Source organism: Kordiimonas sp. SCSIO 12603, assembly GCF_024398035.1.
Classification (GTDB): domain Bacteria; phylum Pseudomonadota; class Alphaproteobacteria; order Sphingomonadales; family Kordiimonadaceae; genus Kordiimonas.
Genome location: NZ_CP073748.1, coordinates 1427826 through 1442228, shown reverse-complemented (window position 1 = coordinate 1442228; position 14403 = coordinate 1427826). Strand labels below are relative to the sequence as shown.

The 14403-nt window shown below is 46.4% G+C and carries 17 protein-coding genes; 10 read left to right on the top strand and 7 right to left on the bottom strand.

Features of this window, described 5'->3' with window-relative positions; translation table 11 throughout:
• Positions 1-149: 149 nt before the first annotated feature.
• Positions 150-872 carry a helix-turn-helix transcriptional regulator gene (locus tag KFE96_RS06525; RefSeq protein WP_255835175.1) on the top strand — a complete coding sequence of 241 codons (723 nt, stop codon included), beginning with the start codon at positions 150-152 and terminating at the stop codon, positions 870-872.
• Between the two features lie 1248 nt (positions 873-2120).
• Positions 2121-3140 carry a lipopolysaccharide assembly protein LapB gene (locus KFE96_RS06520; RefSeq protein ID WP_255835174.1) on the top strand — a complete coding sequence of 340 codons (1020 nt, stop codon included), beginning with the start codon at positions 2121-2123 and terminating at the stop codon, positions 3138-3140.
• A gap of 268 nt (positions 3141-3408) precedes the next feature.
• On the opposite strand, the gene KFE96_RS06515 is transcribed toward KFE96_RS06520, so the two are convergent.
• On the bottom strand, positions 3409-3729 hold the full coding sequence (locus KFE96_RS06515) for a hypothetical protein (RefSeq protein ID WP_255835173.1): 321 nt from the start codon (positions 3727-3729) through the stop codon (positions 3409-3411).
• A 176-nt stretch (positions 3730-3905) separates the two neighbouring features.
• On the opposite strand from KFE96_RS06515, the gene KFE96_RS06510 reads away from it, so the two are divergent.
• The 3 genes from KFE96_RS06510 (at position 3906) to KFE96_RS06500 (ending at position 6717) form a co-directional block, all read left to right on the top strand.
• Positions 3906-4838 (top strand): TIGR01777 family oxidoreductase, encoded by a 933-nt coding sequence (locus tag KFE96_RS06510; protein ID WP_255835172.1) that lies wholly within the window; start codon positions 3906-3908, stop codon positions 4836-4838.
• 62 nt (positions 4839-4900) lie between these two features.
• The gene (locus tag KFE96_RS06505) at positions 4901-5371 is read left to right on the top strand and encodes a nuclear transport factor 2 family protein (RefSeq protein WP_255835171.1); all 471 of its coding nucleotides are present in this window, start codon (positions 4901-4903) and stop codon (positions 5369-5371) included.
• 119 nt (positions 5372-5490) lie between these two features.
• On the top strand, positions 5491-6717 hold the full coding sequence (locus tag KFE96_RS06500; protein ID WP_255835170.1) for a multidrug effflux MFS transporter: 1227 nt from the start codon (positions 5491-5493) through the stop codon (positions 6715-6717).
• A 64-nt stretch (positions 6718-6781) separates the two neighbouring features.
• Here KFE96_RS06500 and KFE96_RS06495 read toward each other — a convergent pair whose 3' ends face one another.
• Positions 6782-7453 carry an ABC transporter substrate-binding protein gene (locus KFE96_RS06495; protein ID WP_255835169.1) on the bottom strand — a complete coding sequence of 224 codons (672 nt, stop codon included), beginning with the start codon at positions 7451-7453 and terminating at the stop codon, positions 6782-6784.
• 63 nt (positions 7454-7516) lie between these two features.
• On the opposite strand from KFE96_RS06495, the gene KFE96_RS06490 reads away from it, so the two are divergent.
• Positions 7517-8140 (top strand): hypothetical protein, encoded by a 624-nt coding sequence (locus KFE96_RS06490; RefSeq protein WP_255835168.1) that lies wholly within the window; start codon positions 7517-7519, stop codon positions 8138-8140.
• Here KFE96_RS06490 and KFE96_RS06485 read toward each other — a convergent pair whose 3' ends face one another.
• Positions 8141-8764, bottom strand: a complete 624-nt coding sequence (locus KFE96_RS06485) for a LysE family translocator (protein ID WP_255835167.1) — start codon at positions 8762-8764, stop codon at positions 8141-8143.
• Positions 8765-8935: 171 nt separating this feature from the next.
• Between KFE96_RS06485 and KFE96_RS06480 the strand changes: the two genes are divergently transcribed.
• Positions 8936-9859 (top strand): SDR family NAD(P)-dependent oxidoreductase, encoded by a 924-nt coding sequence (locus tag KFE96_RS06480; RefSeq protein WP_255835166.1) that lies wholly within the window; start codon positions 8936-8938, stop codon positions 9857-9859.
• A 26-nt stretch (positions 9860-9885) separates the two neighbouring features.
• A complete protein-coding gene (locus KFE96_RS06475) occupies positions 9886-10245 on the top strand; it encodes a DUF4345 family protein (RefSeq protein ID WP_255835165.1) in 360 nt (119 codons plus the stop codon).
• Positions 10246-10289: 44 nt separating this feature from the next.
• On the opposite strand, the gene KFE96_RS06470 is transcribed toward KFE96_RS06475, so the two are convergent.
• The 4 genes from KFE96_RS06470 to KFE96_RS06455 all read right to left on the bottom strand — a co-directional run bounded on the left by KFE96_RS06470 (position 10290) and on the right by KFE96_RS06455 (position 12800).
• Entirely contained in the window at positions 10290-10661 is a 372-nt protein-coding gene (locus KFE96_RS06470) for a DUF6404 family protein (RefSeq protein ID WP_255835164.1), read from the bottom strand.
• 9 nt (positions 10662-10670) lie between these two features.
• Positions 10671-11060, bottom strand: a complete 390-nt coding sequence (locus KFE96_RS06465) for a DUF6404 family protein (protein ID WP_255835163.1) — start codon at positions 11058-11060, stop codon at positions 10671-10673.
• The gene (locus tag KFE96_RS06460) at positions 11053-11430 is read right to left on the bottom strand and encodes a DUF6404 family protein (RefSeq protein WP_255835162.1); all 378 of its coding nucleotides are present in this window, start codon (positions 11428-11430) and stop codon (positions 11053-11055) included. The genes KFE96_RS06465 and KFE96_RS06460 overlap by 8 nt, the downstream gene beginning before the upstream one ends.
• 419 nt (positions 11431-11849) lie before the next feature.
• On the bottom strand, positions 11850-12800 hold the full coding sequence (locus KFE96_RS06455; protein WP_255835161.1) for a LysR family transcriptional regulator: 951 nt from the start codon (positions 12798-12800) through the stop codon (positions 11850-11852).
• Between the two features lie 142 nt (positions 12801-12942).
• Here KFE96_RS06455 and KFE96_RS06450 point away from each other — a divergent pair, with 142 nt between their 5' ends.
• Together KFE96_RS06450 and KFE96_RS06445 are read left to right on the top strand one after the other, a co-directional pair.
• Positions 12943-13215 (top strand): hypothetical protein, encoded by a 273-nt coding sequence (locus KFE96_RS06450; RefSeq protein WP_255835160.1) that lies wholly within the window; start codon positions 12943-12945, stop codon positions 13213-13215.
• Positions 13216-13218: 3 nt separating this feature from the next.
• A complete protein-coding gene (locus tag KFE96_RS06445; protein WP_255835159.1) occupies positions 13219-14349 on the top strand; it encodes an alkene reductase in 1131 nt (376 codons plus the stop codon).
• The last annotated feature ends 54 nt before the right edge of the window (positions 14350-14403 follow it).

Here is a 14403-nt window from a genome sequence, read left to right as displayed (position 1 = left end):
CCTCTCTCCTCCATCATTTATGATCATTTGAACGTTAAGTGAGAGTTTGAGTTCTCTTTTTATATTATTTTACGATTATCGTAATTTATGCAAGAGAAAAAATTACGATTTTCCTTGCTTTGTTTTACGTTTATCGAAATAATGCAATCATGCGAACACAGGAATGGATAAAGGCGTCCCTTAAGGATCAAGGCTGCAAGCTCAAGGATGTTGCAGAAGCTCTAGGCATCACACCTCCTAGGGTAACCGATATTATTAAGGGTAAACGCGAAGTTCAGGCGGATGAAATTATCCCACTTGCTGAACTTTTAAATCTTTCTGCTAAATCACTTTTGAAAAGCCTTGAAGAAGGTAAGCGTACTATCCTTGCGGATGAAACCATCGCCACCATTCCTATTACGGGGCTGCTGTTTGGTGATGGCCGCCTTGTTGCAAACCCAGCTAACGAAAGTGTGCAGGAAGTTCCCGTTCCGCCGGGTTTAACCTCTAATGAAGGTCTTCACTGTTTCATTATGGGTGACAGCAGCATGGCAAAAGAGATCAAGCAAGGTGATATCATCATCACAGCTGATCCGCGCACACACTTTTACCCCATGACACCGGGCGGTATTTTCCTTGTGAAACGCGGAAAGGATAAGCTCGCTCTCAGGCAAATGGTGACAGCTGAAGGTGGTGAAACCTGGTTAGCGCCAGTACCAGAGCAACCGAACCCGGCCTTTGAAAGCTGGCGCTTTAGCGCGCTCCCACAAGTTCTGGAAGCCACCACCTCTAAAGGCACAGAAAATTCTCTGTCACCCACTGTGTATACCGACGATATTTTTGCCGCTGTTCAGTGGGTACACCGACGCTACATGCCGCAAGCCGCTAAATAATACGCTTAACGCTTAAACTATATATTTCACGGTTATTGCCGCAAGTACCTGATTATCTGCCCTGCCACCCTTAATCACTTACCGACTTAACGTACCTCATCCACAGGGATGAGAACCATCAAGTGCATCACTTTTATGCCTTACTCAATTATTTCGTTATTCGTAATTTTTTATCTTTACATTTAATTACGTTATTCGTAATATATATTCACCAACACCGAAGAAAAGGTGGCCAGTATATTCCTCGAGTATACAAAATCCCCATCCTGTGTGGTTTGCGGTTAAGCAGCGCTTAGGCTTCGTGATCTTTTGGCAGTTGGCCCCAATATTCCGCGCGCTAAAGCCGGAATGGGTTAATTGGCTGTTAAAGCCAGTTTCTGGAAAGGAGAGTCGCATTCATGCCGCTAAAGCCCGATGGTTTATCGCCCTACAATTTCCCGCTGGCGCAGCATCTGCCCCTCCCCTCGGCTGCCCATGATGCAGGGTAACAATTGCCATTTGCTGCGTACCAGGCGAATGGCAGGGATCAGGCACAAGTGGCATATCGCCAAGCGGCTCTCCTCTTCCTTGAAGAAACAAGATATCAGCGGTTGGTTTTCAGCCGCATTTGCACCTGACCCCATACCGCAATGCCCCACACGCAGGTTGATATGGCTCGTAGAAGTTCGCCACAGCCTTAAGGCCATACACCTCAGCAACGCCCGCTTTTTAGTGGATGCCGCCATATGGAAAGAAGTGTGTGAGATAAAAAATATAAAATAATTGGATTTTCTATTCCCAAACCATGCGCAATGTTCGTCTTAAGTAATGATAGCCTGCACAAGCGCCGCACACACGCTTTGCAACCTATCGCCCCGAGCGTGATTGTTTTCAGCTCAAGAGGCCAGCGGTCCCCATCGAATATACTCGCTGGCCTCGCCCTTCCCCTTGAAACCATCTCATGTCCACAGCGTCACAGATGCCTCACAAACACGTGCACACCAGTTGATTAGTAAAATGCACCGAAACAGTCCAAATATGATCTCGAGCGGTATGATATGCCTCATTCCCCCTCAATCACCGTAGGCATATACCCCTACAGTACCGCTCTCGGTAGTAGTTAAGGCCACAGCATGTTTCCTCAGCTGTGGCCTTCTCATTTTTACCGTTCGCTCTGCTCCTCCAAACTTAGAGCATAAACCTTTCGTATTAATGCCACATTTCCAGAAGTATGATGCCGCATCGCTTAACAATTTTTGGGAATATATTGTGCGACACACACTACTGAGGGGAACTATTCTTGCTGCTGTTTTAAGCTTAAGTCTTCCAGCGACAGCAGATATTACGGCAGGCAACCAAGCCTTTGAAAAGGGCGATTACAAAGCCGCTATTGAATTTTTCGCGGAAGATCTGAAAGCAGGCGACACCGCTTTCGAAGCTAACTTGCGCACTGGTGAGGCATACCGGCTGCTTGCAAAACAGAAAAAAGCACTTGAGTATCTTGAAGCCGCGGAAGCCATCAACGCTGATGATGCACAGTTGCAGTACCTAATTGGCGCAGCCAATGGTGAACTCGCTGGTCAGGCCTCTATTTTCTCTGCACCGGGATATGCGAAGGCCTGCCGCAAAGCATTTGAACATGCCGTTAAGCTGGACCCTGCACACGTAGGTGCCAACCGTGGTTTAATCACTTATTACCTTAGCGCACCAAGCTTCCTTGGCGGCAGTAAAGAAAAAGCTGCTCTTCAGGCAAAAGAACTTCAAAAGCACAACCTGATTGAAGGCCAACTGCTTGAAGCTTCAGTTTTTATGGGTACAGAGCAACCTGAAGCAGCCATGAAGCTGTACGATGACATTATCGTGGCAGTGCCAGATCATATTCAAGCTCGTTACACGCGCGCTTTAAGCACTTATGGCAACAAACAATATGCCCGAGCTCTTGAAGACTTTGAGTATCTAAAAACACAGCGTGGATCTGAAAAAACAAAAAACACAGGGCCTGAGCGTTTTGCCGCTTACACAGCCAATTACTATCTGGGTGCTGTTGCCAGTAAAAGCAAAATGGACCCAGACACAGGCATCCGCAACCTTGAAGAATATTTGAACGACGGCGTTTTCGATAACAAATTCAGAGAAGCTTACGCCAACTATTATATGGCAACGCTTTACCTGATGAAGGGCGACAAGAAAGCTGCCACGGAACATATGATCACGGCGAAAAAACTGTCGAGCGAGAAAAATCTCAAGAAACTATTGAAGCAGCTAAAGAAAGATATCAAACGCGCATAAGTGTGCACGAAGGCAACAATTATTGTCTTTTTGAAATTTTCTTCAAACCGTCATTAAACCGTAATGGAACATAAGGCAATTAGCCCTGCTGGAAGAATTCCCACACACAAAATTCTTCCAGTTGCTTCATTCCTGAGGCACGCGAGGCTGCTGCAATGGTAGCCTCGCACCAGATTATTCTCCCGTTCCTCCCTGGGGAGAAAAGTCAAAAGGGCAACCATCTGGCTTTGGTTGCCCTTTTTTCATTTAAACCGAAATTTTGTTTTGGCTACCATTCGACGCGCTCGCCTTTTTCCTGCGCTTCTTTGAAAACAGTTTCAAACGCTTCAACATCCACAGCGCTTTCAATCATCAACTGTTCGTCTTCAGGTATTTCAGCGGGCTCTTCATCCCACTCAATATCACTGTAAGGCATTTCAAGCAGGCTATTTTGTCCGTCTTTATATTCGCTTACCGCATCCCAGGCGTAGCTATCATCGCCAAAATCTTCCACCGCACGCAGTACATTATCAGAGCCATCAACTTCATAATAATGTTTCTGGGGTTCATCTGGCCCGCCATTAATAACGGAGACAAGGCAATAACGCATGAAGGCACCTTTATGTATAGAAAATCACTATATGGCATTTAGCAGCATCACAGGTTTTTGCCAACTATCTTCCCCCAACAAGCTTTAAACTGTTTATTTCAAACCACCATAGACAAACCTCTAAAATCCATCGTAAAATCAGATACGTACGAAGGCTAGAAAGGCGGTTTGTTCTTATGACAGAAAACCCAGCAACTTCGGGACTTCATGAAGGTGATCATTGGCTTATAGCGGGCGGCACTGGCTTAATTGGCAGCGCGCTTGCCTTTGAACTTCTCAGCCGCGGGGCAAAAGTATCAATCTACACCCGTGATGCAGAAAAGGCGCATAAGCTGTTTGGTGATACCATTACCGCCATTACAGATCTTAACAGCCTGCCTGATGATGCCGCCTTCAGCCATATCGCCCACCTGGCTGGCAGCCCACTTGCTGGCGGTTTCTGGACCAAGGCCCGCAAACAAAGTTTTTTTGATAGTCGCGCTGGCATTTCAAAACATATTAATGATTTCCTGAAGCGTCAGAGCAAGAAACCCAAAGTGCTGCTAAGCGGCAGCGCTATTGGCTATTATGGTGATATGGTGCGCGGCACCGCAGATGAACATTCCCCTGCCGGTGAAGATTTTATGGCAACCATCTGCTCTAGCTGGGAAGCTGAAGCAGAAGGTGCAAGGGATTATGTTGGTCGCCTTATAAAACTCAGAACCGGTATTGTACTGTCTGAAAAAGGGGGCTTTATGGAGCCCATGACCATGGCCTCAAAGTTCGGGCTTGGTGCCACGCTCGGTAGTGGCGAACAGTGGATGAGCTGGATTACCCTTGAAGATATCATCAGGCTGATCCTTTTCGCTGTCTATGATACAGATATATCTGGCCCTGTGAACGCAACGGCTGCTGAACCCGTACGCCAGAAAGATTTCCAAAAACAGCTGAGCAAGAAATTAAACCGCCCTCAATTTATGTGGGCGCCTGCGTTTATGGTGAAACTGTTTCTACAGGATCTGTCAGACCTTTTCCTTACAGGTCAGCGGGTTGTGCCTCAGGTTGCTCAGGAAAATGATTTCCGGTTCAATCACCCAACACTGAAGGCCGCTTTCAAGGCCATTCTATAGTGGTTTGACAGGGAACTGAATGAAGCGCACACTCTTACCTCATCACACGAGGGAGGTTACCCATGCGTATATTATCTCTACCAACTGTTTGCCTGCTTGCTTTAAGCCTAATTTTCACACCAACGGCACTCGCCTCACCAGAAGCGGAAGAAGCAGAACGTAAGGCTGTTGAGGCAGCCGTGAATGATTATATTCTTGGCTTCTATAGAGGTGAACCTGAACGCCTTGAGAAAGTTTTAGCGCCTGATATGCGAAAACTCGGATGGTGGCGTGGTGAAGGCACAACTGAGTTCAAAGGCCCTTACCCCATGACCAAAGAAGCAGCCTTAAAGCTTGCCCCCAAATTCCACAAAGAACAAAACCTGCCCGAAGACGCCTTCCGCAGGGCGGTGGTACTGGATGTAATGGGAAAAACCGCCAGCGCGAAAGCGGAAGCCATGTGGGGAATTGATTATATCCATCTCGCCAAGGAAGATGGCAAATGGATTATTCACAACATTATCTGGCAAAGCTGGCCCACGGATAAACAGTAAAATACACCGCGCAGGTTGACCATTCAGTTGTGCATAGCTCCTGCGCAATTTACGTGCTTTTCTTTATGATTATTTCAGGATAAGGCTATCATTGAAGCAGAAATGAAAAGAATTTAAAGATGACAGCCTCCCCTGATGTAAGGCCCTTTGTACAGCGGCCTTCTTTTATTTTTGCGCTCGCTGCGATATCCGCAATGACCGCAACAGCCATTGATATATCCTTGCCCGGCCAGCCAGCCATGGCGGTTGACTTTGGCCAGCGCGCTGAAGAAGCTGGCGTGATTATCGCCGCCTACTTTATCGGCTACGGCCCCGGCCAGCTGTTGTGGGGGCCACTTGCCGATAAATACGGCCGTATGATCCCGCTTTATATCGGGCTGACTGGTTTCCTTATCACCAGTATTCTCTGCGCAACAGCAGACAGTCTTGAAAGCATCTCGCTCTACCGCCTTATTCAGGGTATTTTTGGCGGCAGCGGCCCGGTGATTGCCCGTGCGATTGCACGTGATCAGGGCGGCGGGAAAGACACTGCCAAACTAATGGCAACCATCTTGATGATTTTTGGTGCGGCGCCTCTGCTCGCCCCGCTTGTAGGTAGTGGCATTCTGCTGTTCACCACATGGCACGGTATCTTCTGGTTCCTTGCAGTATTTACAGTAGCTTTAATGTTTGTTGCCAAGTTTTTCATTGCGCCGTCCCGTGAAGGCGCTGAACGCGTGGTGCAAAAACGAGTACCGCTTACCTTCGGCCTGGTTATTGAACTTTTCACCCACAGAGATTTCCTGATGGGAACGCTGGCCATGACAACCGTGTTCGGCGGCTATGCAGCCATTCTTGGTATCGGTGCTGCCATGACAAACGCACACTACGGTGTAACACCGGAACAGTTCGGTGTGCTGTTTGCCTTGAGTGCCAGCAGCGTGATGATTGGTCCCGCTATCAGTCGCAAAATTCTCGGTACACGTAGCGTACGCGCGCCACTTAAACTTGGCGCCGCCCTTTCAGGTATTATTGGTGTTGCCATGCTTTTATGTGCGCAGGAACAAGTACCGCTTTATATTTTGTGGTCCCTTGTGTTCCTATACTGCCTGGCCTTCTCTATCATGATGCCTGTGGCAAATGCTATTGCCCTTGAACCAGCAGCACATGCAGCCGGTACAGCAAGTTCACTTCTAAGCGCCCTGCCCACTATCGGTGCGGCGGCTGGTGCAGCACTTGCCAGCAGCCCTGTTTTTGAGCACGGCTATGAAGCCCTTACGCTCATGCTCGCGGGCGGCGGCATCGCTACGTGCATTATTGTGATGCTGTTAGGTGGCGAAAGAAAAGAAAAACAAGCTGAAGCATAAACCAACAAAGCAGCTTCCCATACTGGCAGAGCTGCTTTTTAAACAGTAATGCGCCTAAACACTTCTATTCTGCGTGCCTCTGATACCCGATATTTACGAGTCCTCGTTCAAGCTTCTCAAGCAGTAATTCTGGCTGCGGCGCTTTTTTTGAAACGATCAGGTGAATATCAAAAGACTGAATTGCCCGAGTGCTGTAATCCCCAAGCACACCGAGATTTGGCCTTCGGTAATCCAGAAAATAATCTGCTCGCCCCTTTTCGAGCAAATCAAAAGCCGTGGCCCGGTTCCTTGCAGGCAAAACAAGCATGTTTTCATGCATGCCGGTAATGCGTTTCAGCAATTCACCATATTGATACCCCGCTAACACGATAAGAGGTTTACCACTTAACTTGTTCAGCTCAGGCACGATTTGCCCCTTGCGCGCGAACAGATAAAGGCTTGCCTTTGTAATAGGTTTTTCAGTGTAAAGAATATTACCCTGTAAGGGTTTGGTATAGGGGCTGCCCACCCACATATGCACTTCACCAAGTACAATTGCCTGATAGAGCCGAGTAGTTGGAGGGTGAACAAAGGTTACATCCAGTTTTTGATCAAGCGCCAGCTTGCGAACCAGATCAATCATTAAACCTTTGGGCATACCTTCAACGTCTTCCATCAAAGGTGGAAAATTCATGTACCCCATAATCACAGGGTTAAGGTCTTTTTCAGCTTGCTTTTGTGGCTCATCCGCTTGCACACTAAAACCGCTTAAAAAAGCTAACAATAATACTATTTGACCAAACAGGCCGCGGAGTCCCTGATGCATAAGCCCCACTACTCTTTTGCTCCCACAAAATTGAGTGAACTATATGCAGTAACAGACACAGGTTCAACAAAAGAAAAAATTAAACATACATTTTTAAATATTTACAAAAACAGAGTGTTGTTAAGTTTAGTTATGCAATTTAGTAAAAAACATATCCTTATTATATTAACTACACTAACAATATTCACCTCTTACCCTGTATATTCACTAAATACACAGAATGGTTTTGAGCCTTATATTTTAAGAAATTATAAAAACTACACTAGTGAACAGCTCACGGCCTACCGGACCTTACTTCCTCATTTTCAGGAAAAAATTACCGAAAAATGTGGTTGGCAACCAGCTGTCTATCCAGCTACGCGATGGCAACTTCTGGTTCTGGAAGCAGATAGCAATAATTACCCAAACTTTAATCACCAGCTTTATAGTCAATTCAGGCAACAATACCTGAAAACCGGGATGGAGTTACTGGCCAAGATACCGTGTGATCATCCAGCCTTAAAAGCCTGGCATACAGCTATCAAAGAAGATTTCATTGGTTACGCAGCAGCTCTGTTAGCTCTTAAAAACATTTCCAACCTTCGGGAAGAAACATTCAGGCAGTTCATGCCTAAATAATCAGGCTTTAGAAACCAGAAGCTTGGCTGCCAATCCTGCAAAAACAAATGCGGCGATTTTATTCATAATATTTTGCGCCTTCTCTGACCTAGCAAGCCGAGAACCCAGAAACCCTGAAAGCAGGGCAAAAAGTGAGAAAACCACAATTGTCACAAGGAAAAACACAAACGCGAGCGTAAGCATCTGCATAGTAAGGCTGCCCACGGCCGGATCAACAAACTGAGGTAAAAATGCCAAGAAAAATATAGATACTTTCGGGTTCGTAACATTCATAATAATACCACGGCGGTAATACTGAAAACCAGTAAGCCCTGTATCTTCGCCTTCGCCTGCAATTTCAGGCTTTGCACGAAATGCCCCCCACGCCAGATACAAAAGATAAGCTGCACCCACAAGCTTCAACACCGTGAAAGCAACCACCGACACCTGAATGAGCGCCGCCAAACCCAGCACAACGGCTGCTGTGTGAACAATAAGCCCCGTTGCCAAACCGAAGGTAACAAATATACCCGCCTTAACACCTTTTAACGCAGACTGTGTAAGCACAAAAAGATTATCCGGCCCCGGCGCGAATGCGAGAAGTACAGAAGCGAGGGTAAAAGCAAGAATGGTTTCAACAGGCATAAGGCAACTCCTTCAACAACGAAAGCCATTCAGCCCTGCTCACCACTATCTGTCAAGCGACTGATATATTAACTGTTTCATTTTTGAACCACACTGTTCACTTATTTCCATCTTCAACTCATTTTTGAACCAACCTATCTAAGGGGTAATCATTGAGACAAGGATAGAAACATGAGCAACATACAATCCATTCTTATCACCGGCGCAAATGCTGGATTAGGCCGGGAAAGCGCTCGGCAATTCGCACAGATAAATGACGTAAAGAAAATATATCTGGCTTGCCGGAACAAGGAAAAAGCACTTGCAGCCAAGGCAGAACTGGAAGCAGAAACCGGGCGCTCCATCTTTGAAATTATATTGATTGATGTGATGGACCTTTCTTCAGTGCGCAAAGCGGTCGCAAATATCAAAGCACCGATAGACGCCATTATTCTAAATGCAGGCGGCACTGGCGGCACGACCCCCCGTGCGCTGACAGCAGACGGTGTTACCAACATCTTCGCCGTAAACCTGCTTGGTCATACGGTGTTTGTAGATAAACTCCTGAAACGCAACCTAATTAATTCCACAGTGCTTTATGCAGGGTCTGAAGCCGCACGCGGCATTCCGAAAATGGGTATTGAACGCCCTCATATGGAAACCTCTTCAACAGAGGAATTCAGCGCAATTGCCAACGGCACAAAATACGGTGAAGGAAGCGATCCCTTGGTGGAATATGGTGCCATTAAGCTAACCGCCGCATATTGGATGGCTGCAATGGCGCGCAAGCATAAGGATATACGGTTTATCACCGTAAGCCCGGGTGGCACTTCAGGCACTAACGGCATGGACGATCTCCCCTTCCTGAAGAAGATCATGTTCAAATATATCGGCGGTACGATAATGCCTCTGTTTGGCATGATGCACGGGCTTGATGTAGGTGCGAAGCGCTATGTTGATACAGTGATGAACGAAACCTTCAAAAGCGGACATTTCTACGCAAGCAAAGGCAATTTCCCCACAGGTGAGCTTGTAGACCAGACACTTGAGTATGCTGACCTTGATAACCCAAAATTTGAAGACAATGCATACGCAGCTCTTCTCAGCTTTGCTTAACACAGCCAATCATAAGGAATGTAAAAATGGAAAACCTTCCAGAAATTTTTATTGGCATTGCCACCTTGATGTTATTTGGGCTCGGCATGACATCTATGTTTGCACCAAAGAAAATGCTGAAAAACTTTGCTGTTGAACCTGTTGGCATCATGGGGCTCAATACCATTCGCGGTGTAATAGGAGGCCTGTTCCTTGGCAGCGTAAGCATGCTTGTGCTGGGTTACATGCAGGAGCAAACCATGTGGTATCTCGCCGTAGCTATCCTACTTGGTGCAGTAGCGATTGGCCGCTTGGTGGGCTTAGTTTTTGATGGTTTTGATAAAGCCGCAATACCCCCTCTGATCGTTGAGTTGGTTATGGTTGGCGTGCTGGTATATGCAATCTAAATAAAACACGAAGGAGCCTTATGCCTTATATGGTTCCTTTTGCTTCAAACGTGAGTTTTTTCTATCGGAATTTGCACGTCTTCCCAAGCGGGTAAATTAAGCTGCTTTAAACGCCAACCAAAATAGCTGCGAAACATAAAATACCCAATAACCGTTAGAAGCACAGCAGTGGTAAAAATCCTCTCGGGAGGGCGACCATTAAGTATGTTGGCAATAGCGCTCAAAACAACAAAATATAAGCACATCAACCATGTCATTTGCTGTTTGCTTAGAAAATAAAATGGACGAAAGGTAACACCCATCTTTCTAAGCAGGCGCCGCAATGGAGAATAAGCTTGATATGGGGGAACCCCTTTTTCTTCCAACAACTTAATAGCTACAACAGTTCTCGCTTCATAAACTTCTTTATTTGTCATTCTGAACACTTACTTATTCACAACATCCACTGAAACAGGATCTTTAACAGGGATATCTTCCCATGCAGGCAAATCAAGCTTTTCACGCCTTCTTTTGAAAAATATAGCCATAAAGGTACCGAAGAAGACACTCCAGATAGGCAGAGCAATTCCGTAGCTAATCTCCTGACCAAGAATAGCGTATGCCAACGTCATCAATAAAGCGTACAATATCCCCACTTGCACCCCAAACCATACTGGGTGCAAGAAATACATAGGCCGTGTTGAATATCCACAAAACCTCAACAATCGCTGTGGCAGGCTGTAGCTCTCATAAGGCTTTACTCCTTTAGCCAAAAGGAGTTCAATAGCAGCATCAACACGGGCTTCATGTAACTCTTTACTCGCGCCACTAATCATCGAATTTGATTTCCTCGTATTCTTCAATAGGGATATCGCCCCATGCGGGTAAATCTAACTTTCTAATTCTGCGTTCCTGCATGAAGCCCCCTGTTAAAAAAGCAGCAACAAAACCCACCCAATTATTAGACCCCTCCGAGCTCCACATCAAATTCATAAGGTAACTAGCAGTAAACCAGCCAGCTACAAAAAGAGGGAGCATCCATAAACAGCGTTGCCATGCCGGGAGAAAATAAAAAGGCCTAACCTCAAAACCAAAACGCTTCAACAGGCCCTGGCCAAGGAAATAAAGCTCTCCCGGTTTGCACCCCTTGCTCTGGATTAATGCTAGAGCAGCTTGCACACGTGCGTTATATGGATCTTGCTTCATAAATTCCTCAAAGGCGCATAAACAACGCTTAAGCTGTAAATCATTGAAATAAATATGCAAATCACAGGCGAGTGAAAGCCTAACTAAACACTTCTGATAAATGGAAAAGAATGAATATCAATCAAAGTAGTTGGAGGTGCTCAAAGACAACCAATTCCCACCGATGAGCACCCCCAGCAGCCCCCTCAAACAGCGGCTGCAATACGAAAATCAAACTCAATACTACGCACGATTTTCGAAACTGAACTCTCAAGCTCCCTAAACCTGAGTGATACTTCATGTGCGAGACTTTCATCCGGTTTTTTCGATATGTCAAATCACAGATGCAAAAAATTGAAACTTATTCAAAATATCGTATCACACCATAAAAGCTGCTATATTTCGCTGGGAATGTCCTGCCCTGAATTCACAGATCATTTTTATTCAGATGAGGACAATAAATCGCAGCCCTGCACGTTTTTTAACCAATAAGGTGTGGGTTCATATTTCGCTTTGAGGAAATCAACGAAGGCGTTGATCTTCTGTGATCCACGGTGATGTGGTAAGTAAACTGCGCTTACGTCCCCATTTTTGGTGTTGGTGGTCACTTCCCAATCCGCCAGCACCTGTTTTAGCTGCCCACAGGTTACATCGCACCCAACCAGCCAATCTGGTGCCAGAATAAGCCCGCCCCCTAAAAGAGCTGATTGTCGCAAGATTTCAGAGTTATTGGCCCGCATATTCCCTTTTACTTTTACAGTGTACCGTTCACCATCCCGTTCAAAATGCCAATTTCTGCCGCCAGCTTTACTAACAAAAGAAATACAGTTATGGCGCTTCAGATCTTGCGGTTGTTCGGGGATACCATACTGCTTGAAATACCCTTCAGAAGCGCAGAGAATACGCCTATGGCCCGCAAGCCTGCGCGCGATCAGCGACATGGATTCAATTTGTCCAACCCTTATCGCTACATCAATGCGCTCTTCCGCGAGATTAATCACTCGGTTGGATAGGTCCAGTTCAAGCTCAAGATCCGGATACAGGTCGCCAAATTCCTTTAAAAATGGTGCAATATGCACTCTAGCAAACTCAAGCGGCGCGCTTACCCGCAATAGGCCCCTTGGCCCCGTGCCCGTATCCATAACACTACGGTTTGCCTGGTCTAGATCTTCAAGAACACGGCTTACATCTGCCAGATATTTCTCCCCCACGTCCGTAAGCGTTACGCTGCGCGTAGAGCGGTGCAGGAGTTTAACCCCTAAATGTTCCTCGAGATTATTCACCTGACGCGTGACGGAAGATGTTGCCACACCGAGCACCGCGCCAGCTTTTACAAAACTGCCTTCTTCACCAACAATAACAAACGCCTTCAAGGCTGCAAACTGATCCATACCACGGCTCGCTTTTCATACACTGCAAAATCATTATTGCATAAAACGCAATACAAATATCAAATTATTGCTTATTATAACATCAATAAACCTACCCTATCTAGCAGATATTGATTTGATCCACTCGTCAGAGAGAAAAACAATGTCTGGTAAAAAAGCACAGCAAAAACCGCCGCGTACCGCAGCCCTTATGTTGATGTGGGTGTTTGTAACACCAACCGTTGCACTGCTCGCCAGCACAAATGCTGCGCTGTTTCCTGAAACCTCGATCCTATTCAGGAGCGCGATTTCAGCAGCCATCATCATTCCGTTGATCAGCTTTGTAATCAGCCCCTTGATAACGGCAATCCTGAAACGCGCGGAAGCATTTTCCCTGACAAAAACCATCGTAAATTCTTCTATAACCCGGAGATAGGACATGACTTCAGAAACAACATTTGAAGCGAATACAGATACCTTGTTCACCCCTTTCAAGGCAGGGAGCCTTGAATTAAACCACCGTGTGGTAATGGCACCCCTAACCCGTTCCCGCACAGGAAGTGACCGTGTTCCAACAGATTTAATGCGCGAATATTACGAACAGCGCTCTAGTGCTGCGATGATTATTTCTGAAGCAACCATTATCTCCCCAACAGGGGCGGGGTATGCCTTCACACCGGGTATTTACAACCAAGCGCAAATTGATGGTTGGAAAAACATCACAAATGCAGTGCAGGCAAACGGCGCTAAGATGATCTCGCAGTTATGGCACTGTGGCCGTATTTCTCACCCTGACCTGCAGCCAAACGGGGAAACCCCTGTTGCACCATCGGCCAGCATCCCGGGCGAAGCATCAGGCCAGGCTTTCACCGAAGCTGGCTGGCAACCATTTGTGGAGCCTCGTGCGCTAACAGAAGGTGATATCAAAGCTTTGATTTCGGATTTCCGCCAAGCGGCCGCCAACGCAAAAGCGGCTGGCTTTGATGGTATAGAAATCCACTCAGCGAATGGTTACCTCCTGAACCAGTTTTTGTCTGACGATGTGAACAAGCGCACAGATAGCTATGGCGGCAGCATTGAAAACCGTGCTCGCCTGCTCTTTGAAGTGCTGGATGCAGTATCAGAAGTTTGGCCGCTTGATAAAATTGGAGTGCGTGTTTCGCCTTGGAATACATTCCTTGAGGCAACTCTTTCAGATAACGGTGCACTTTATGAATATGTCATCACCAAACTCAATGAAAAAGGTATCGCCTACCTTTCTGTTGTTGAACTAGCAAACGACGACCTGAACCGTCCTAAAGACAAGCCTGACCTACCAGAAAGCATCAACGCTTTTGTACGCCAATATTTTAAAGGCCCAATCTTAACAGCAGGCGGTTTTAAAGCAGAAACTGCAGCGGCAGAGATTGCACTAGGCAACACAGATATGGTTGCGTTTGGCCAACCTTATATTGCCAACCCAGATCTGGTGGAACGTTTCAAAAAAGGCGCCGATCTAAACACACCTGATTTCGATACCTTCTATGGCGGTGATGCAAAAGGATACACGGATTATCCATTCCTCAAATAGAGGAAACCCCACCTCCAGCAAGGGAGCCTCCGGGCTCCCTATTTTTTTAGGGAT